Source organism: Antarcticimicrobium sediminis (assembly GCF_004348975.1).
Classification (GTDB): Bacteria; Pseudomonadota; Alphaproteobacteria; order Rhodobacterales; family Rhodobacteraceae; genus Antarcticimicrobium; species Antarcticimicrobium sediminis.
The window spans coordinates 170,372-189,484 of record NZ_SMFP01000006.1; the positions used below are offsets into that span (position 1 = coordinate 170,372).

At 62.2% G+C, this 19,113-nt stretch carries 17 protein-coding genes; 13 read left to right on the forward strand and 4 right to left on the reverse strand.

Annotation, left to right across the window (positions count from 1 at the left end; all coding sequences use genetic code 11):
- Positions 1–3 precede the first annotated feature (3 nt).
- From E1B25_RS11095 to E1B25_RS11115, 5 genes are read left to right on the forward strand one after another with little or no spacing between them, the layout of a single operon-like run.
- Positions 4–1,335, forward strand: a complete 1,332-nt coding sequence (locus tag E1B25_RS11095) for a nitrous oxide reductase family maturation protein NosD (protein WP_132829263.1) — start codon at positions 4–6, stop codon at positions 1,333–1,335.
- Positions 1,301–2,197: an ABC transporter ATP-binding protein gene (locus E1B25_RS11100; RefSeq protein WP_132829265.1), complete on the forward strand. Its 897-nt coding sequence runs from the start codon at positions 1,301–1,303 to the stop codon at positions 2,195–2,197. The genes E1B25_RS11095 and E1B25_RS11100 overlap by 35 nt, the downstream gene beginning before the upstream one ends.
- The gene (locus E1B25_RS11105) at positions 2,194–3,018 is read left to right on the forward strand and encodes an ABC transporter permease (protein WP_132829266.1); all 825 of its coding nucleotides are present in this window, start codon (positions 2,194–2,196) and stop codon (positions 3,016–3,018) included. The genes E1B25_RS11100 and E1B25_RS11105 overlap by 4 nt, the downstream gene beginning before the upstream one ends.
- Positions 3,015–3,581 carry a nitrous oxide reductase accessory protein NosL gene (locus tag E1B25_RS11110; RefSeq protein ID WP_132829268.1) on the forward strand — a complete coding sequence of 189 codons (567 nt, stop codon included), beginning with the start codon at positions 3,015–3,017 and terminating at the stop codon, positions 3,579–3,581. Before E1B25_RS11105 ends, E1B25_RS11110 begins: the two co-directional genes overlap by 4 nt.
- Before the next feature lie 4 nt (positions 3,582–3,585).
- On the forward strand, positions 3,586–4,494 hold the full coding sequence (locus E1B25_RS11115) for an FAD:protein FMN transferase (RefSeq protein ID WP_132829270.1): 909 nt from the start codon (positions 3,586–3,588) through the stop codon (positions 4,492–4,494).
- An 81-nt stretch (positions 4,495–4,575) separates the two neighbouring features.
- Here E1B25_RS11115 and E1B25_RS11120 read toward each other — a convergent pair whose 3' ends face one another.
- From E1B25_RS11120 to E1B25_RS11130, 3 genes are all read right to left on the reverse strand, one after another.
- Positions 4,576–5,670, reverse strand: coding sequence for a transglutaminase-like domain-containing protein (locus E1B25_RS11120; RefSeq protein ID WP_132829272.1), 1,095 nt, complete (start codon positions 5,668–5,670; stop codon positions 4,576–4,578).
- Between the two features lie 276 nt (positions 5,671–5,946).
- Entirely contained in the window at positions 5,947–6,927 is a 981-nt protein-coding gene (locus E1B25_RS11125) for a zinc-binding dehydrogenase (protein ID WP_132829274.1), read from the reverse strand.
- A gap of 14 nt (positions 6,928–6,941) precedes the next feature.
- Entirely contained in the window at positions 6,942–7,544 is a 603-nt protein-coding gene (locus tag E1B25_RS11130) for a TetR/AcrR family transcriptional regulator (protein WP_132829275.1), read from the reverse strand.
- Positions 7,545–7,763: 219 nt separating this feature from the next.
- On the opposite strand from E1B25_RS11130, the gene E1B25_RS11135 reads away from it, so the two are divergent.
- From E1B25_RS11135 to E1B25_RS11145, 3 genes are read left to right on the forward strand one after another with little or no spacing between them, the layout of a single operon-like run.
- Positions 7,764–8,030 (forward strand): spike base protein, RCAP_Rcc01079 family, encoded by a 267-nt coding sequence (locus E1B25_RS11135; protein WP_132829277.1) that lies wholly within the window; start codon positions 7,764–7,766, stop codon positions 8,028–8,030.
- A complete protein-coding gene (locus E1B25_RS11140) occupies positions 8,027–9,274 on the forward strand; it encodes a phage head spike fiber domain-containing protein (protein WP_132829279.1) in 1,248 nt (415 codons plus the stop codon). Before E1B25_RS11135 ends, E1B25_RS11140 begins: the two co-directional genes overlap by 4 nt.
- Before the next feature lie 35 nt (positions 9,275–9,309).
- Positions 9,310–9,678 (forward strand): hypothetical protein, encoded by a 369-nt coding sequence (locus E1B25_RS11145; protein ID WP_165937605.1) that lies wholly within the window; start codon positions 9,310–9,312, stop codon positions 9,676–9,678.
- A 31-nt stretch (positions 9,679–9,709) separates the two neighbouring features.
- On the opposite strand, the gene E1B25_RS11150 is transcribed toward E1B25_RS11145, so the two are convergent.
- The gene (locus tag E1B25_RS11150; RefSeq protein WP_165937606.1) at positions 9,710–10,834 is read right to left on the reverse strand and encodes an MraY family glycosyltransferase; all 1,125 of its coding nucleotides are present in this window, start codon (positions 10,832–10,834) and stop codon (positions 9,710–9,712) included.
- Positions 10,835–11,361: 527 nt separating this feature from the next.
- Between E1B25_RS11150 and E1B25_RS11155 the strand changes: the two genes are divergently transcribed.
- The 5 genes from E1B25_RS11155 to E1B25_RS11175 all read left to right on the forward strand — a co-directional run bounded on the left by E1B25_RS11155 (position 11,362) and on the right by E1B25_RS11175 (position 19,015).
- Positions 11,362–11,685: a hypothetical protein gene (locus E1B25_RS11155; RefSeq protein ID WP_132829284.1), complete on the forward strand. Its 324-nt coding sequence runs from the start codon at positions 11,362–11,364 to the stop codon at positions 11,683–11,685.
- A gap of 367 nt (positions 11,686–12,052) precedes the next feature.
- Complete coding sequence (locus tag E1B25_RS11160) at positions 12,053–12,745, forward strand: hypothetical protein (RefSeq protein ID WP_132829286.1); 693 nt, start codon at positions 12,053–12,055, stop codon at positions 12,743–12,745.
- A gap of 173 nt (positions 12,746–12,918) precedes the next feature.
- Positions 12,919–14,700, forward strand: coding sequence for a gamma-glutamyltransferase (ggt, locus tag E1B25_RS11165; protein ID WP_132829287.1), 1,782 nt, complete (start codon positions 12,919–12,921; stop codon positions 14,698–14,700).
- A 90-nt stretch (positions 14,701–14,790) separates the two neighbouring features.
- The gene (locus tag E1B25_RS11170; RefSeq protein WP_132829289.1) at positions 14,791–16,188 is read left to right on the forward strand and encodes an FAD-binding oxidoreductase; all 1,398 of its coding nucleotides are present in this window, start codon (positions 14,791–14,793) and stop codon (positions 16,186–16,188) included.
- A 337-nt stretch (positions 16,189–16,525) separates the two neighbouring features.
- Positions 16,526–19,015, forward strand: coding sequence for a GcvT family protein (locus E1B25_RS11175; protein WP_132829290.1), 2,490 nt, complete (start codon positions 16,526–16,528; stop codon positions 19,013–19,015).
- Positions 19,016–19,113: the final 98 nt, after the last annotated feature.

The following is a 19,113-nucleotide window of genomic DNA, read 5'->3' on the forward strand; positions in this document are numbered from 1 at the left end:
GCCATGTTGCGCTCCCTGATCCTTGTGCTGTCACTGCTGACCGCGCTGCCCCTTTGGGCAGCGGAGGTTCAGGTGCTGCCGGGGACGGGGAGCCTTGCCAAAGCCATCGCCGGGGCCAGCCCCGGCGATGTGCTGAAACTTGAACCCGGCCGCTATGAAGGCGGCGTGGTGATCGACCGACCGCTGACGCTGACCGGCGGCGGCGCGGCCCTGATCGACGGATTGGGGGCCGGCACCGTCGTGACGATCGATGCGCCTGACGTTGCCGTCAGGGGGATGACCGTCACCGGATCGGGGATGGACAGTGCGGCGCTGGACGCCGGTATCAAGATCCTCAAGAAAGCCGACCGCGCGGTGGTCGAAGACAACCGCCTGCTTGGCAATCTGCACGGCGTCGACGTGCATGGCGGGCGGGATGCGCAGGTCCGGGACAATATCATCGAAGGTACGCGCAACCCGCGCATGAATGATCGTGGCAACGGGATCTATGTCTGGAACGCGCCGGGAACTTTGGTCGAGGGCAACTCTGTCCGCTGGGGCCGCGACGGGATCTTTTCCAACGCATCCCGCACCGGCACCTATCGCAACAACTTGTTCCGCGATCTGCGCTTTGCCGTGCACTATATGTACACAAATGACTCCGAAGTCTCGGGCAACGTGTCCATCGGCAACCACCTTGGATATGCGATCATGTTCTCCAACAAGGTGGTCGTGAAGGATAATCTGAGCCTGTCCGACATCAGCCACGGCGTGATGCTGAACTATGCCAACAACGCCGATGTGTCCGGAAATCTGGTGCGCGGCGGGGCGAACCGTTGCACCTTCATCTACAACGCCCACAAGAACCTGATCTATGGCAACCGTTTTGAGGGCTGCAATATCGGTATCCATTTCACCGCCGGGTCCGAACGCAACGCGCTGACCGGAAATGCCTTCATCGGCAACCGGACGCAGGTGAAATACGTCGGAACCCGCGATGTCGAATGGAGCTTTGAGGGGCGTGGCAATTACTGGTCGGACCATCCCGGGTTTGATCTGGATGGCGACGGGATCGCCGACAGTCCCTTTCGCCCCAATGACCTGATGGATCACATCCTGTGGTCGCAACCGGCCGCATCCTTGCTGACCGGGGCCCCCGCGGTGCAGTTGATCCGCTGGGCGCAAGCCAGCTTTCCGGCGACATTGCCCGGCGGCGTGGTGGACAGCGCCCCCCTTATGACCGCACCGACGATTGCGGTCCCATCCGAATACACCGTGATGGAGGCCGAAGCGGTCGCCAGACGGAATGAAAGTGGTCTTGATGACATCGACGTTGACGATTTCACATCTCACTAAGGCCTTTGGCCCCGTGCGGGCGCTGTCCGACGTCTCGCTGCGGGTGGACCCGGGCGAGCGTGTGGCGCTGCTGGGCCATAATGGTGCGGGCAAATCCACCCTGATGAAGGTGATCCTGGGCCTGATCGCGCCGGACGGGGGCGAGATTGCGGTCTGTGGCTCGGCGCCGGGGCAGGCGGGCGCGCGCGCGCAGGTTGCCTATCTCCCTGAAAACGCGACCTTCCACTCTGCCCTGACCGGGGTCGAGCAGATCAGCTATTACATGCGTTTGCGCCATGTCGACCCGGCAGGCGCGATGGACCTGCTGGATCGCGTCGGGCTGGCCTTTGCGGCGCGGCGTCGGATTGGCACCTATTCCAAGGGTATGCGCCAGCGCGTCGGTCTTGCTCAGGCTCTGATCGGGCATCCCAACCTTTTGGTGCTGGATGAGCCGACCAGCGGGCTTGATCCCGTATCGCGGCGCGATTTCTATGAGCTTCTGGACAAGCTGGCCGCAGATGGTGCGGCGATCCTGCTGTCGAGCCATGCCCTGACCGAAGTCGAGGCGCGCACCGACCGTTTGCTGATCCTGTCTGGTGGTCGACTGGTGGCTTCCGGGACATTGCCCGAATTGCGGCGCGAGGCGGCGCTGCCGGTGGCCATGCATGTCACTGCGCTCAATGGCTATGAACCCGACATTCTGGCGGCGCTGCCCGATGCGATCCGCGTCAATGGCGGTCTGCACCTGACCTGCGCACAAGACGAGAAGCTGGCCACGCTCGCCCGCATCTCGGCGCTGCGGTCCAAGGTTGCGGACCTTGACGTCATCCCGCCCAGTCTTGAGGACATCTATAGCTATTTCAGCCGGAGGGATGGCCAATGATCAAGCGCATCCTCGCCACGGCAGTCACGGAACTGCACATTGCCCGGCGCAACCGCTGGGTGCTGATCGCCGTGCTTCTGATGGTGGTCTTTTCCCTCGTACTGTCGGCGGCCGGATCGGCGCCGACCGGGGCGTTGGGCGCTGATCGATTGTCGGTTGTCGTGGCCTCGCTGACCTCGCTATCGGTCTATCTGGTGCCCCTAGTGGCGCTCTTGATGTCGTTTGACGCTGTCGCGGGCGAGGTCGAGCGTGGGACGTTGCCGCTGCTTTTGACCTATCCGGTGGCCCGTTGGGAAGTTCTGGCCGGCAAGCTTTTGGCGCATACGGCCATTCTGGTCGTCGCGATCATTGCCGGTTATGGCGCGGCGGCGGTTGTCACGATCGTGTCCGATCCTGCGGCCGTGTCGGGGCTGGGCGCGCTCTGGCGGCTGACATGGACCTCGGTCTTGCTGGGCGCGACGTTTCTGGGGATCGGCTATGCGCTGTCGTCACTGGCGCGCGGCGTTTCGGGGGCGGCGGGTCTGGCCATCGGGCTGTGGCTTGGTCTGGTCGTATTGTACGATCTGGGTCTGCTGGCGGCGGTTGTGCTCGACAATGGCGGAGCCTTCACGACCCATGTTTTTCCCGCTGCCTTGCTTGCCAACCCGGCGGATGCCTTTCGTCTGTTCAACCTGACCGCCGCGCAGGCCACGGCGGCCGCCTCGGGCGTCGGCGGTGCGGCCAACGCCATTCCCTTGTGGCAATCCCTGTCGTCCATACTGGTCTGGCCTCTGCTGTCGTTGGGGCTGGCGGCGCTGACCTTTCGCAGGGTCGAGCCATGAAGTTCGTCCTGATCCCCCTGCTGCTGCTGGTGCTGACAGCCTGCAAGGACGAGACGGCGCAGGAAACCGCCGCCGCCCCGCTGAGCCGGGATGCCGTTGGTCATTACTGTCAGATGGGTCTGCTTGAACATGATGGCCCCAAGGCACAGGCACATCTGGCCGGGTTGCCGGGGGCGCCGCTGTTCTTCAGTCAGGTGCGCGATGTGGTGGCCTATATGCGGATGCCCGAGCAGAGCCACGACATCCTTGCCGTCTGGGTCAGTGACATGGGGGCGCCCGACGCCACATGGGACTCCCCCGGTGCGACCAATTGGATCGCCGCCAAGGATGCCATCTATGTTGTCGGAAGTCGCGTCGTCGGGGGCATGGGGGCACCTGAAATCGTGCCGTTTTCCGACCCTGAGAAAGCCGCCCGCTTTGCCGACCTCAACGGTGGGCAGATCATGGGTCTGGACGAGATACCGGACAGTGCCGTTCTGGCTCCCGTTGCCCTGGACGGCGACACGACCGAATCCGAATTTGAAAATCGCTTGCGCGCGCTGTCGCGCATATCTGGAGAGTAAGAGCATGACAAATCGCCGCCGTTTCCTTGCGATCAGCGCCGCCGCCTTGGCCGTTCCGGGCATGGGCCGTGCTGATCCGATTTATACCTGGCAGGGTGCAGCCCTTGGTGCGCGCGCCACGCTGCGTCTGGCCCATCCCGAGGCCAAGGCGATCAGCGCGCGTGTCGCCGCCGAAATCTCGCGGCTTGAGGACGTCTTCAGTCTTTACCGCCCGGACAGTGCGCTGTCGCAGTTGAACCGGACCGGCACTTTGCAAGATCCGCCGTTTGATTTGCTGGACTGTCTGTCGCTTGCAGGGGCGGTTCACCGTGCCAGCGATGGCCGGTTCGACCCCACCATCCAGCCGCTTTGGGCCACCTATGCCGAGGCGTCCGCGCGCGACATGATGCCGGAGCAACGCACTCTGGAAGCAGCCCGCGCCTTGACCGGCTGGACGCATGTGTCGCTCGATACCGGTGCCATCGCGATGCGGCCGGGCATGGCGATGACGCTGAACGGGATTGCGCAGGGATACATCGCCGACAGCGTGGCCAAACTGCTGACCGCCGAGGGGCTGAGCAATATCCTGATCGACACGGGCGAGTTTCGCGCCATCGGAGGGCGGCCCGAGGGTGGTGCGTGGCAGGTCAAACTGGCCGCTGGCGGTGAAGTGCCCCTTGTCACGCGTGCGCTTGCCACTTCGGCGCCGCTTGGCACGACGTTTGACGCGGGCGGGCAGGTGGGTCACATTCTGGATCCGCGCACTGGCCAGCCAACCCGCAGCACCTGGCGCGAGATCACCGTTTCTGCTGGATCTGCAGCGCTTGCCGATGCGCTGTCGACCGCGGCCTGCCTGTACCAGACGCGTTCGGAGATCGAGGCTTGTCTGGGGGCGTTTTCGAACGCCAAGTTGGAAGCCGTTGCAACCGTTTAAGTTGCATTCGCTTGGCTGAGCCTATGGCACTGGGCCGATCTTCCCAGTGTTGGAAGACCGGCCCAGTGCGCTGTAACGTCTTTAGGCGGAAAGTTCGCGTGTGGTGATCGTATAGGCAAAGCTGCCCGGGTCGAGCTCGTCGCGCCGTTCACCGCCAACCTCGGCTTGCGGATACATCAGGAACGGCAGTTCGCCGCCGGTGGCACCGGGCAGGATCACGTCATGCGCGACGTTATAGGCAATCCAGTTCCCTTCCCACGCGCCGAAAAGGGTACGGCGCGCGTCCTTGACCTTGGGGGATTGCAACGTCAGCGTTTTCGGCGGCTCTTCCAGCACGACCTTGCGCACGTCGGCAGGATCAACCGGGACCCAGCCAAAGCCGTCAAGGAAAACGTCGGCCCGACAGTGCTGGGCCTTCGTGATATTGGGCGATCCCGCGCCAAGGCTCTTGTAGCCGAAGGCAGAAGGGGCAACCCGCACCCCATAGACGTCGCGGGCCGGCAGCCCGACCGCGCGGGCAAGGCCGACATAGAGGGTGTTCAGATCGGCACATTTGCCGGTCAGGTCCCCCATGGTGAGCATCGAGGCGACATCGCCAAGCCCGCAACCGCGTGTGGCGGGGTTCCGTTCGGTGCTATCGACAACCCAGTCATAGATGCGGCGGGCCTTTTCAAGGTCGCTCGCGGCTCCGGCGGTGATCTCTTCCGCCGTGTCGCGGACGATTCCATCGGTCGGGACCAGCTTGGTCGGTGCGGTAAACCGCGCCCGCTCTTCCGGCGAAAGCGTTTGCGCTGGGTTGGACGCGGTCAGGTCGACCGCGCGGTTCTGTGTAGAGGCGGCAGATGTAACATCAAGGGTGGCTGCGCCTTCGCCCTTCGACCAGACAGCATGGACGAAGCGGGCCCCGGTGGCGTCGGTCTTCAGCGTGACTTCATCGGCGTTCGAGGTCCACTGCGTGTCCCCGGCCTGCATCCAATCTCCTTCGGTGACGGAGGGGACCGGAACCCAGACCTGCGCCATGGCGCCGTCGCGCGACAGTTCGACCCGGGTGCTGATTTCAAAGCGGCGCCAGCCGGCGGGGCGGGGGGCAAAGTCAGCCGCCGCAATCCGGGGCAGAGCCGCCGCAAGAACAGCCGCGCCGCCAAGCTTCATCGCATTTCTTCTGTCCAGAGCCATGGCTCTCTCTCCTTAAAGTCTTGTTGAAAATCTATTGTTGAGTCGGGGCCTGAATAGGCGGCGAATCCTGTGCGGACAAGGCCGCAGGCGTGTCGAGAGGCCAAATATCGCGCGGATCACCCCACGGGCGCGGCGGGGGCCACGCTGGGTTTGACGGTCTTGTCGTGGGGCATATCCACCGTGGTCGAGCTTGGACTTGAAATCCGGCCCCTGAACGATCGCCAGAGGCCGGAAAGGACCAGCCCGAAGGCGGGCCTGTTTCTCTGCGACGCAAGATTAGCCGCGCAGCATAACCTTGCCGGAACGTCCCGGAGTCAAGGCGGCCTGAAGGGCGCCGGCAATCTCTTTGATCGGGTAGACGCCCCCATCCGTGAGCACGAGCTCGCCCTTGGCGGTAAGTGTCACCAGTTCGGTGATCAGCCGTTTGCGCTGGTCCGGCGTCATCTCCTGACTGACGCGCGAGCCCCAGAACCCCTTGATCGTGATGTGTTTCATGATCAGCGGCCCCGAAGACAATGGCATCGGTGCGCCGGTTGCCGTACCAAAGATGACAAGCTCGCCATCCAGTCCCAGCAGGTCGACAAGATCAGCCGAGACATCCCCGCCGACCGAATCGATCGCGGAAACCGCGCCCGCATCGCCAATCAGATCGCGCGCCGCCTGCTTCCAGCCGGTATCAGAGGTGGAAAGGACGTTCTCGATCCCGAGATCCAGCAACTCTTGCACCGCGCCTGCTCGGCGCACGAGGCTTAACAGGGGGATGCCCCGCGCCTTGGCGAGGGTCGCCATGATCTTGCCGACGGCGCCATTGGCGGCGGTCTGAATGATCCAGTCGCCTTTCTTCGCCTTCAGGGTCTCCAGCAGCGACAGCGCGCTGAAGGGCATGGCGATCAGCTGCGCGCCCGCAACGTCCGAGATCGCATCAGGCAGCGGCAACACGCCATTGGCGGGCGCGACGAAGTATTCGGCCCAGGTGCCGTGTACCCCGGCGATCGTGACGCGTTTTCCGATCATCGCGGCATCGACATCCGTGCCGACCGCTTCGATGACACCCAAAGCTTCTGTGCCGCCAATGGCGCCCGGCAGGTCAGGTTTGTAGCCGTAGTTGCCGCGAATGGTCCAAAGATCGTGATTGTGGATCGGGGACAGGACCATCTTGACAAGAACTTCGCCCGCGGCGGGTTTGGGGGTCGTGGTGTCGCGGGCGGTCAGGACGTCAGAGGGTTCACCGAATGTATCGTGGATTGCAGCCAGCATCTGTTGGTTTCCTTTTAGTCTTTTGGGTCAGGGGATAGGTGGGTGATCGTTTCTGTCAGCGCCCGTCTGAGGGGGAGGTCGTCGCGCGACAGCTTTGCCAGAATTGCGGCGCCCAGCCATTTTGCATAAAGCATCTGGGCCGTGGCATCCGGGTCGACGAATTTGCGCACAGAGGCGTCAGCCCCGCCTTCCCTTAAAAGTTCGGCGATACGCGCGACCAACTGGCACACGCCCTGATCAAGAACTTCGCGCATTTCATCCGATAGATCGGCGATTTCAGCGGCGAGTTTGACCACAAGGCACTTGCTGGCGATCCCCTCGGAATCGGCTTGGGTCAGCCATGCGGCCCAGAAGCGATTCAGCTTCTCTCCGGCGGTCAGCGAGGTGGTGGTGAGCGCATCGAAACGGGCGAGATAGTCCGTGACATAGTCAAGCAGTAGGGCCTGACCGAAGGCTTCCTTGGAGGGGAAATAATAGTAAAACGAGCCCTTGGGAACTCCGCTTGCACTGAGAATGCGCGCAATACCAACGCCGCCGAAACCTTGCCGACGCACAAGGTCGCGACCTGCTTCAAGGATCTTGCGCCGTGTCAGATCTGATTTTGTTGGTTCGTTCATTTCTGTGACCTAATCTATAATAGACCGGTCGTCTAGTTATCTTCACGGGATCGTGTGATGCCCTTTTTCAGGCTGACCCGCATCCCGAAAAGGGCGGGGACAATCAGGGCCGAAGGCTCTGGTGTTGCGCGGGCCTGCCGCGGCGCGCGCTGTGCTCAGGGTTTCTTGAGACTTGGGCGGCAGCCTGCCGCAAGTTCAAGCCAAGTCAGGAGATTCAGAATGTCCAATCCCTTCGTTGGGCGCGCGCACGCCTTGTCCGGCCCTGCAACCGACATCCGTCCTGTTACCCCCTCTGACAGCACCGACCTCGATGAGGTGGCCGTGGCGCTGTATGTCGAGATTGGTGGCAGCCTTTCGATCGAAACCGTCGCGGGGCAAAGCCGAAACGTATACGTCGCTGATTTCTCGATGTTGCCGGTCGGTGTACGCCGGGTGAATCTGACCGGAACCACGGCAAGCGGCATTCATGCGATGGTCCTGGCATGAAGCTGGTCGCCGATATGTCCCTGTGCGGACGGCCGTGGCGACCGCGCCGAGGGATCACGCCGGCCGCATTGGTCTTGGACTTTGCGGCGGGTCGCTATGCGCCGGGTGCTTTCCCCGACCTCGTATCCTTCACCCGCGCCAGCACGGCCACCTATATCGACAGCACCGGCACGATGCAGACCGCAGCCATTGATGAGCCCCGCTTTGACCATGACCCGGTGACGCATGAGGCGCTGGGGCTGTTGGTCGAGGAAAGTCGGACGAACCTGATCCCGCACTCTGAGGATTTCACTGATGCAAGCTGGGGTGTTGGAAGCTCCGGAACTGGTGCAAATCCCATACTAACATCAAATGCTGGTGTAGCGCCTGATGGCACAACCACAGCGGACCAGATCATATTCGACAAAGGCGTTGGAGCAGCGGGCGACAGCTATAGCGTCATTGGGTCTAATCTGGCTTCAACCCCCGGCGGGGCGGTCGAAAAATCTGTTTGGCTAAGTACTATCAGCGGAACAGCTCAAGTTGCATTGAAATCGTTAACGTCCACTAGCGAGTATATGGTGTGCAACGTTACGACTGAATGGCAACGATTTACGCTGAATACAGTACCGGCAAGTGGCTCAGATGGCCTTCAACTCATTCTTCGGGGCACTTATGGAACGTCAGATAGCGCAACGCTACTGGTTTGGGGCGCTCAACTCGAAGTCGGCTCCACCCCATCGTCCTACATCCCCACCAATGGCTCAACGGTTACCCGCGCTGCCGACAGCGTGACCATCCCGGCGGCAAAGCTGCCCTACTCTGCGGTTGCCATGAGTATCGCGATGGAAGGGCGGATGTCCTATGCGGATAATAGCTTGTCCTTTTCTACGGTGGTGCTTTCCGAATGGCAGAAAGACACTGGAAATGAGCTTACCGCAAGGATCTCAACGTACGGCTCCGCAACTGGGTATCTCCAAGTATTTAACCGAGTTGGTGGGACAGCTTACGCCACCGCGTCTTCCGACAACTACTTCTCACCTGGAGTAGATATTTCGTTCTCTATTGCAGGGCGATTCACTGCGAATGCGGTTAACGGAGCTGTTGACGGAGCAGCGTTTACGGAAAACACATCAGCCACTGCGCTTCCTGATCTCACTAGCGTCGATCTCAAATTGGCCCCGACCTTCATGGGCACGATCAAGTCGTTCCGCATGTGGGCAACAGACATCGGCGATACCGGTATTGAAGAGGCCACATCATGATCCCCCGCGTTGATGCCATCTTGCACATCGCTTCTGTGCCTGACCTGATCACCTATTTCGCGGCGAATGCGCCGCAGCATCTGGACTTGGAGGCCAGCCCACCGGTGATCATCGGGTTTGACCGGACGCCCGTGGCCTTCTCTGGCGCTGCCGGGCTGGTCTATCTCCGCATCCTTTCGGATCGTGTCGCTGACTGGACGGGCATCCCCGGCGTGACCATCCTCGCCCAGTCCCCCTGCACCGGACCGGATACGCCAGATGACGTCTATGCCACCCTGTTCGCGGACGCGGCGATGACAGCGCTGTATGATGCAGTGTATGACAGGACACCCGTTGAGGTGGACGACGGGGCGGGCGGCACGGTGACCGTCACGCCGCCAGAGCGGTTTGGCCAGATGGGGTAAGTAACCGTGGCTGCTGGGTGCGCGCGTGCGGTTAGTGAGAGGGGGCCAGCGCATGGCGCAAAATGGTCAGACGGCGGTTGATCGCGCGGAAGCTTCTGACCAAGCCCCCTCGCACCGAAATATACACCAGCACATAAAGGGAGAAGGCCAGAAACGCCCAAAGGTTATTCGTCGCGGTCAGTACCGCGATAATACCCGGCGCGACGAAGAGCGGGACCATAACTGCGGTCGCAAGCGAGTTCGCCACGACAAGGCGTTGCCCCGCCGGCAGGTTCGCCCGGATGACCCGCATCACCACATGATGAAAATGCATGCGGTCTGGCGCACTTGCCGGCGTCCGGTTGATGAGGCGCCGCAAGACGGCCGCGCCGGTATCCATCACCGGCCAGAACGCGGCCATCAGCACTGCCCAGGGTGACACTTCGGGATTGCGCGCCATCAACAGGACGGCGATCCAGGCGATCAGGTGACCCAGTGTATAGGCCCCGGCATCGCCCAGAAACAATCGTCCCAGTGGATAGTTCAAGACAAGGACACCCGCCACGCAGAGAACCAGCGCGGCCGCGATGGTGGCCGTCAACTGGTCGCCCATGTTGACGGCGATCATCCCGAGCGCGCAGGCCGCGACGATTCCGATGCTCATGGCAAGCCCGTTCAACCCGTCGACCAGGTTAAAGGCGTGGGAAACACCTGCCGTGGCGAAGACCGTGAACAGGACGCCGACGGGCCAATACCGCATGATCCCGTCCAAGGCTGGTATTCCGAGCGTGGGAATGTGATACCCGGTCAACAGGATCATCAGTGCGCTGCTGGCCATGGCGGCAAACAGACGTGTGCGCGGGCTGGCGCCGACATTGAGATCTTCCATCAAACCAGCGCTGAACACCGGAATGCAGGAGCACAGGAGCATCCAGAGGTATCTGGACGATTCCGGAGGGGCCAAGACTGCTGCGGCAAGCATGCCAAACATCAGCGCGATACCACCGACGCGCGGCGTCGGGGCCGTATGGACGCTTTGCACTTCTAGCTTGGCATGGCCGCGCGACGTCCGCGACAGATGCAAATCGCGGGTCGAGACGATGACAACTGAGGCCAGAAGGCTAAGTGCGCCTGCCCCCCAGAACTCAGCAACGCTTTGAAAAAATAATCTCGACATGGGATGTGCAATGAAATCCGAATTGAGAGACATCCGTTCGAGTGTTGGTCGAACGGGTCTGGTTGGCCAGATTGTCTCGTAACTGGTTATTTTAAGGGGACAATCATGTTGGTTAAAGGTTTTGGATTGATGTTGATCAAGGGGTGTGGGTGTTCATATAAGATGCTTTTGGGCCGAATCGCAGTGTCAAAGTGATACTATTGGCCTCACCGACGTCTGGCAACCCATCCCTCTCCCCTGTGGGGTTTTAGGGAATTTTATACACGTTATGGGGGAATTTTGCCGCGGAGGCGCCTAGAGTGGCGCTGGTGCGCTCAGATCCTTGGCGTGTGGCTCACGCGGGGCGCTCACTGCGGGACGCGGGCCTTAGACCGGAAACGCGCCTTGCTTGAAAACCGTTAACGCGTCTATTATGTGACAAGGTCCCGAAACTTGTGTCGGTGGCGTCGGTTCCGTTTGCAAATCACGACTTGGATGTCGTGTCGGACATTGGTGTCACCGCTTGAACTCTAGGAGGACGGTCAGCTTTGATAAACGATAGCATTTTTCACCTGGCCAAGCTCTATGAGTTGATCACCTCGATGGAGCAGGATCTGGGGCTGGACACCCTTTCCGAGGATGAGCGGGCGCTGATCTATGCCATCACATCGGTGACCGACGCGAAGAAAAGCGCGTTCCTGAGCTCTGATATCAAGAAGCATCTTTTGTGCGGGAGGATGTCGAACCCGACCTTCTATCGGAATCTCAAACGTCTGTTGGAGCGCGGAATTATCAAAAATGCGCTTGGGAAAAAGACCGGTCTGTATGAAGTCGCGGATGACGCCTTTTTTCCGGCAAGGCCGCCCGCCTGAACGCATCGTATCGTATCGGGCATCTTGGACCGCCGCAGCCCCCATGACCTTTGATGGCGTGGTGCACGGTCAGCTGCCTTGAATTGCCGCTTTGTTCGTCGGCCCTTCCTCCTCCGGCGCGCTGAGGGGAGATCTCTCCCCCTGTACGTCCCTGAGCGGTGAGCTTCGCTGCGTCACGCGCTCCTGATCGTTGATGCGTGTTCCGCTGTGAGACTTCGGCCGTGTCGGTGTTCCCGACGGGGCGGTCTCGTGTTCCAGCTTTTGCACATATTTTCATCGAAGAACGGCATCTTCGTGATGCAATGCGTCTATCGTGCTGCTCTCGTAAAATAGTTTGTTTCTTGTGAATTGATAACTTGGGTGGTTTGTGAAACAACGCTCGGTAGAAGTGCGTTTTTCAGTTATCTCCAGTGTGCGTCACGGTGAGATAACGAACAAGTGGGGTAATATGCGCGTCTCTCAAGCTGCGTTCCTGGCGATCTTGATCTCCGGGCTATATCTCTTCGTGTTTGTTGTGATGTTCTGGGGGCTGATGCCCGTTCAGGCCGCTGTCGCCGGAAAGTATTTCGCCTTTGCTCAGGTCATCAGCCTCGTGGCGCTGACGCATGGTGTCCGGGTGGTCGCAACATGGTTGTTCCGATGGAAGGCCATCTTTTTTCTGGCCCCGGGTGTGGCGGCGCAGGTGCTGATATTGGGCCGTTACTTTGCCCTTTCGCCCGAAGAGCTAACCTTGATGTTCTTCTCCTTCACTACATCCAGTTTCTTTGCGTTCGAAACATTCCGCGCCTTGGGTGTGTGTGTCTATTCAAAGGCCGCGAGCCGGTCGGACTGGCGGGCGCTGATGGGGGTCGGAATGCTTGCCACGTTCATTAATACGGCTTTCCTGACGCAGATCGACTTGGGCTTTGCTAATCCCAACTTCTCGGTCTGGTTTGGGCTCAATCTGATCATTGGCGGGGTGTTGGGTCTGTTCGTCTGCTTGCTGCTGCTTCGGGTTGCACTGCGCCGTTTTGTTGGGGCTCCTGACCTCTTTCGTCGCAACAGCCCCCTACGGTCCTGACCTGTTGCCGGTCAGTCAGCCGGTGTCGCTCGGGGGGCTTTTTCGTGAGGGGCGCGGGACCGCGGGGCGACAGAAGAACACCGGCATCCCAGCCGCGATAGGCGCCTTTTTAACATATCGTTTCATCAGCAATCCGCTACACTTCCCCTGATTTGTCCACGGGGAAAGACCAGATGCGCCGGATCATGATCGTCATCGGGGCCTGCTTGGCCCTGTCCGCGCCGCTTGCGGCCCAGCAAACCACCGATGCCGTCGCGCCAGAAGCGGCGACCGGCGGGGCGATCATTGCAACCTCTGCTGCTGTTGCCGCATCTCTCGCGGAAAAACAGGCGGGCCGCCCGGTCACCGCCGAAACCTGGATGATCGCCGCCGCCAACCCTTATGCGGCCGAGGCCGGGGCGGCGATCCTGCGCGACGGGGGTAGCGCCGCCGATGCCATGGTCGCGGTGCAAACCGTGCTGGGGCTGGTCGAACCGCAAAGCTCCGGTTTGGGTGGCGGGGCCTTTCTGGTCTGGTACGATGCGGCAACAGGCGCGCTGAGCACGCTTGACGGGCGCGAAACCGCCCCCCTTGCCGCGCGCCCGACGCTGTTTCAGGACGCCGCTGGCGAACCGCTCACCTTCTACGACGCGGTGGTTGGGGGTCGCTCGGTCGGTACGCCGGGTACCCCCGCGCTGCTGGCCGAGGCGCATCGCCGCTGGGGGCGCACGCCTTGGCCCGCGCTGTTTCAAGATGCCATCACCTTGGCCGAACAGGGCTTTCCGGTCTCGCCGCGTCTGGCCGAGCTGGTCGCCGGGGATGCCGAGCGGCTGGCGCGGTTTCCGGGCACAGCCGCCTATTTTCTGCCCGGTGGCAAGCCGCTGGCCGAAGGACAGCTGCTGAAAAACCCCGCCTACGGCGATACCCTGCGCCAACTGGCAGCCACCGGGGTGGACGCCTTTTATACCGGCCCCATCGCGGCGGATATCGTGCAAACGGTGCAGGGGGCGTCGGGCAATCCCGGCGTGTTGTCGCAGATCGATCTGGCGCTGTATCAGGTCCGCGAACGCCCGCCGGTTTGCGTCTCCTACCGCGCGCATGAGGTCTGCGGCATGGGGCCGCCGTCCTCCGGGGCGCTCACCCTCGGTCAGATCCTTGGCATGCTGGAAACCCACGATCTGCCCGGCCCGCAAAGCCCGGAGGCGTGGCGCTTGATCGGCGATGCCTCCCGGCTCGCCTTTGCGGATCGGGGCCGCTACATCGCCGACAGCGATTTCACCCCGGTGCCGAGCAAGGGGTTGCTTGATCCGGCCTATCTGCGCGCCCGTTCCAGCCTGCTTTCCGGCGATGACGCGCTGCCCGAAGTCGCCCCGGGCCAGCCAGCGTTCGATCACGCGCTGAACTTGGCCGATGATGAGGCGATCGAGTTTCCCTCGACCTCGCATATCTCGATCGTGGACCGCTACGGCAACGCCCTGTCGATGACCACCACCATCGAAAACGCCTTTGGCTCGCGGCTGATGGTGCGGGGGTTTCTGCTTAACAACGAACTTACCGATTTCTCCTTTCGCAGCCATCGCGACGGGGTGCCCATCGCCAACCGGGTGGAACCGGGCAAGCGCCCGCGCTCCTCGATGGCGCCCACCATCGTGATGAAGGACGGCCGTCCGGTGCTTGTTCTCGGCTCCCCCGGTGGCAGCCGCATCATCGGCTATGTGGCGCAGGTGGTGATCGCCTGGCTCGACTGGGGGCTTGATGTGCAGCAGGCGGTGGCGCTGCCCCATGCGGTCAACCGGTTCGGCACCTATGACCTTGAGGCCGGAACGCAGGCCGAGGCGCTGTTCGCCCCGCTCGAGGCGCTGGGCTATGAGGTCAAGGCGCGTGACCTGAATTCCGGCCTGCATGCCATCGCGATTGGCGAGACCTTGCAGGGCGGTGCCGATCCGCGCCGCGAGGGGATCGCGCTGGGCGGCTGAACCGCGCGCCCCATCTTGCCCCTGCCGGGTGGATGGGGCAGGGTCTGGCGCGAATTATCGATAACGACCTACCCCGAAAAGGAGCCGAGCATGGTCCAGGCCACAGCGCTGCCGCGCAATGAAACCGGAATAGAAACCGTTGTGGGCATTCTCAAGCAGCGCTTCGGAGATCGCTGCCAGACCGGAGCGTCGATCCGCGAACAGCACGGCCACACCACGACCTATATCGAGAATCAGCTGCCCGATGCCGTGGTCTTTCCCCACAGCGCCGAAGAGGTCTCCGAGATCGTCAAAACCTGTGCCCTGCACAAGGTCCCGGTGATCCCCTTCGGCACTGGCACCTCGCTTGAGGGGCATGTGAACGCCCCCGCTGGTGGCATCTCGGTCGACCTGATGCAGATGAACAAGATCCTAGCCGTGCATGCCAGCGATCTTGACTGCGTCGTGCAGCCCGGCGTCACGCGCGAAGATCTGAATACCCATCTGCGCGACCAAGGCCTGTTCTTTCCCATTGATCCCGGTGCCAATGCCTCGCTTGGCGGCATGGCCTCGACCCGCGCCTCGGGCACCAATGCGGTGCGTTATGGCACCATGAAGGACAACGTCCTCGCGCTGCAGGTGGTGATGCCTGATGGGGAAATCATCCGCACCGCGCAGCGGGCCAAGAAAAGCTCGGCCGGCTATGACCTCACCCGCCTGATGGTCGGGGCCGAGGGCACGCTTGGCCTGATCACCGAGGTGACGCTGCGCCTGCAAGGCATCCCCGAGGCGATCTCCTCGGCGCGCTGCTCGTTTCCCAGCATCGACGCCGCCTGTCAGGCGGTGATGATGACGATCCAATACGGCATCCCGGTCGCCCGGATCGAACTTCTGGACGCGCTCAGCGTCAGCGCCGCCAATGTCTATTCCAAGCTCGACCTGCCGGAAACGCCGCTGCTGCTGCTGGAATTTCACGGCTCGGAGCGCGGCGTGGTGGAACAGGCCGAAACCTTTGGCACCATCGCCGAGGAGTTCGGCGGCAGCGATTTCGCCGCCACCACCAGCACCGAAGAGCGCAACAAACTGTGGCAGGCCCGCCATGACATGTATTGGGCCAGCCATGGGCTGCGTCCCGGCGCCAAGGGGCTGTCGACCGATATCTGCGTGCCGATCTCGAAACTGGCGGAATGTGTCACCGCCGCGGCGGACAAGGCCGAAGAGATGGGGCTGATTTCCCCCATCGTCGGCCATGTCGGCGACGGCAATTTCCACTGCCTGCCGCTGATCGACATGGACAACCCCGAAGAGATCGCCAAGGCCGAGGAATTCGTCGGCTGGCTGAACGATCTGGCGATCTCGATGGACGGCACCTGCACCGGCGAACACGGTATCGGGCAGGGCAAGCGCCCCTATCTGCTCAAGGAGCTTGGCCCGGCGATGAAATACATGGCCGCGATCAAATCGGCGCTCGATCCTGACAATATCATGAACCCGGGCAAGATCATCTGATCTGGGCTTGGCGCCCTCACAGGGGGGGGCGCCAACGACGGGGCGAGGTTGCGCGCCCTTCGCAGGGGCAGGTCAGCCGCGACTGCGGGAGCCTCCGGCGGGAGTATTTTGACCAAGAAGAAGCGCGAAGGAAGACGTGCGCGCGGCGCGGTCCGGGCGTTTTGCCCATAGGTCGGGCGCAATTTGGGGGCGAACGCGGCAAGAAATGTCGCGCAGTGCCCGCTGAGTGACGCCGAGGTCGGTTTTGGAGGGATTTCGGTCGGATGATCCCCGAGACTGGCCACCGGGCATGCCATAACTCTGGGGAAACAGACTCAGTCACCCGGAGAGCGGATTCATGAAGACCCATGTCAAAGCCCTGGTCGTCGGCGGCGGTGCCGTCGGCGCCTCGATCGCCTATCACCTTGCCCGCGCCGGTTGGAGCGACGTGATGCTGTTGGAGCGCGACGAACTGACCAGCGGCTCGACCTGGCACGCGGCCGGTCTGCTGCCGCTGTTCAACATGGGCTATGCCACCGGCCATATCCACGACTACTCGGTCAAGTTCTACAAGACGCTGGAGGAGGAAACCGGCCTCAATCCCGGGTTCGCCGTGGTCGGCAACCTGCGCATGGCGCAATGTCAGGAGCGGATGGATGAATATATGCTCTATGCCTCCACCGCCGAAACGCTGGGTATCCCCTACGAGTTTTTGAGCCCGGCCCAGATTCGGGAGCGTTGGCCACTGGTGCGCACCGAGGATCTGCAAGGCGCGCTGTTTCACCCCACTGACGGCTATATCAACCCCGCCGACGTGACCCAGGCGATGGCCAAGGGCGCGCGCCAGCGCGGGGTCGAGATTGTCCGCCGCTGGCAGGTCGACGGCTATGAATGGACCGGTGCGGAGTGGAAGGTCAGCGTCACCAAGATGGTCGAAAAGGGTGGCAATCTGGTGGCCTCGGACGAGACCGCCGTGATCACAGCCGAACATGTGGTCACCGCCACCGGCAACCACGCGCAGCGCACGGCGGCCCTGCTGGGCATCAAGATTCCTGCCATCCCGGTCGAGCATCAGTTCATCGTCACCGAACCCGATCCCGCGCTGGTGGACTATCGCAAGACCCACGGCGAACACCCGGTGCTGCGCGACGCGGATGCGCTCTGGTATGTGCGAGAGGAACGCGGCGGCTGGATCCTTGGGCCGTATGAGCGCAACGCCCCAGCGCGCTTTGCCTATGGCGTACCCGACTCGTTTCGCGCCGATCTCTTCCCGCTCGATCTGGACCGGATCGAGGCCGAATACATGTCCTTCATCCACCGCATCCCGTCGTCGGAATCCGTTGGGCTCAAGGACGATTTCAACGGCCCGATCTGCTATACCCCTGACGGCAACCCGCTGGTCGGCCCGGCGCCGGGTCTGCGCAACATGTGGCTGGCCGAAGGCTTTTCCTTTGGCATCACGGCGGCGGGCGGCACCGGCTATTACCTTGCCCAGATGATGGTCGAGGGCGAAGCCGAGATCGACATGGCCGCGCTTGACCCCAAACGCTACGGGTCGTGGATGACCACCGAGTATGCGGTGAAGAAGAACGAAGAATGTTATGAGCATGTCTTTATCCTGCATCACCCGGACGAAGAACGCCCCGCCGCGCGGCCCCTGCGCACCGACCCCGCCTATGACCGGCAACAGGCGCTGGGCGCGCAATTCGGTTGCGTGAACGGCTGGGAACGCCCGAACTACTATGCGCCACAAGGGTTTGACGATCACGATGCCCGCAGTTTCCGCCGTGGCGGCTGGTGGCAATACGCGGTGGATGAGGCGCGCGCGATCCGCGAGGGGGTGGGTCTGATCGACGCCACCGCTTTTACCAAACACGTGGTCAAAGGCCCCGGCGCCACGCAATTTCTGGATTGGTTCACCTGCAACAAGCTGCCCAAGGTGGGGCGCATCAACCTGACCTATGCGTTGACCGCGGCCGGCACCACCCGCACCGAATACACCATCGTGCGGCTGGGCGAGGATGAATACTACCTCGTCTCCGCCGGTGCCTGGAGCGCCTATGACGCGGATTACCTGCGCAAGGCGGCCGAGGAGAAGGCGGGCGAATTCGGCTATATCGAGATTCAGGATGTCACCAGCCAATGGGGCGTTCTGGCCATCGCCGGGCCGAAATCCCGCGACGTGCTGAACGAAATCGTCAAGGATGCCGATCCTGCGACCGTGCTGTCGAACAAACGGTTCCCTTGGCTGTCGATGCGTAATATCGAACTGGGCATGTGCCCGGTGCGCGCCATCCGCGTCGCCTATACCGGCGAGTTGGGCTGGGAGCTGCATCACCCGATCGAGATGCAGCGCTATCTTTGGGATCAGCTGATGCAGGCCGGCGCCAAACACGGCATGAAACCGGTCGGGGCCCGCGCCCAGAACTGGCTGCGTCAGGAAAAAAGCTATCGCGCCTTTGGCACCGAACTGGGCCGCGATGCTACCCCGTTGGAGGCCGATTTGCCACGTTTCGTCGACCTGTCAAAGGAGTTTCACGGCAAACCGGAGATGCAGGAAAAGGGCATCCGCTCCAAATGCTGCACCCTGTTGATCGACGGCCCCGAGGATGCCGATCCCTGGGGCCGCGAGGCGCTTTACCTTGATGGCGAAAAGGTCGGGCGGCTCACCTCCGGCGGCTATTCCGTGGCGTTCGGAAAATCCATCGGCATGGGCTACGTCAAACCTGACCTCGCGGTGCCCGGCACCCGGCTGAAGGTTCGGATGTTCAACGATCTCTGGGATGCCGAGGTGGTTGTGGACAGCCCCTATGACCCGAAGAACGAGACGATCCGCAAGGACGGCTGAAGAACATGGACCGAGGCCGCGACGTCGCGCGGCCCGGTGCCTCCGGCGGGGATATTTGGCGTGAAAGGAAAAGGGAGGGCACGCTCTGCACCCTCCCC

Bases quoted from the DNA above. Each gene is read 5' to 3' on its own strand.
- E1B25_RS11095 (WP_132829263.1), top strand. From the start codon at position 4: ATGTTGCGCTCCCTGATCCTTGTGCTGTCACTGCTGACCGCGCTGCCC.
- E1B25_RS11100 (WP_132829265.1), top strand. From the start codon at position 1,301: ATGACATCGACGTTGACGATTTCACATCTCACTAAGGCCTTTGGCCCC.
- E1B25_RS11105 (WP_132829266.1), top strand. From the start codon at position 2,194: ATGATCAAGCGCATCCTCGCCACGGCAGTCACGGAACTGCACATTGCC.
- E1B25_RS11110 (WP_132829268.1), top strand. From the start codon at position 3,015: ATGAAGTTCGTCCTGATCCCCCTGCTGCTGCTGGTGCTGACAGCCTGC.
- E1B25_RS11115 (WP_132829270.1), top strand. From the start codon at position 3,586: ATGACAAATCGCCGCCGTTTCCTTGCGATCAGCGCCGCCGCCTTGGCC.
- E1B25_RS11120 (WP_132829272.1), bottom strand. From the start codon at position 5,670: ATGGCTCTGGACAGAAGAAATGCGATGAAGCTTGGCGGCGCGGCTGTT.
- E1B25_RS11125 (WP_132829274.1), bottom strand. From the start codon at position 6,927: ATGCTGGCTGCAATCCACGATACATTCGGTGAACCCTCTGACGTCCTG.
- E1B25_RS11130 (WP_132829275.1), bottom strand. From the start codon at position 7,544: ATGAACGAACCAACAAAATCAGATCTGACACGGCGCAAGATCCTTGAA.
- E1B25_RS11135 (WP_132829277.1), top strand. From the start codon at position 7,764: ATGTCCAATCCCTTCGTTGGGCGCGCGCACGCCTTGTCCGGCCCTGCA.
- E1B25_RS11140 (WP_132829279.1), top strand. From the start codon at position 8,027: ATGAAGCTGGTCGCCGATATGTCCCTGTGCGGACGGCCGTGGCGACCG.
- E1B25_RS11150 (WP_165937606.1), bottom strand. From the start codon at position 10,834: ATGTCGAGATTATTTTTTCAAAGCGTTGCTGAGTTCTGGGGGGCAGGC.
- ggt (WP_132829287.1), top strand. From the start codon at position 12,919: ATGCGCCGGATCATGATCGTCATCGGGGCCTGCTTGGCCCTGTCCGCG.
- E1B25_RS11170 (WP_132829289.1), top strand. From the start codon at position 14,791: ATGGTCCAGGCCACAGCGCTGCCGCGCAATGAAACCGGAATAGAAACC.
- E1B25_RS11175 (WP_132829290.1), top strand. From the start codon at position 16,526: ATGAAGACCCATGTCAAAGCCCTGGTCGTCGGCGGCGGTGCCGTCGGC.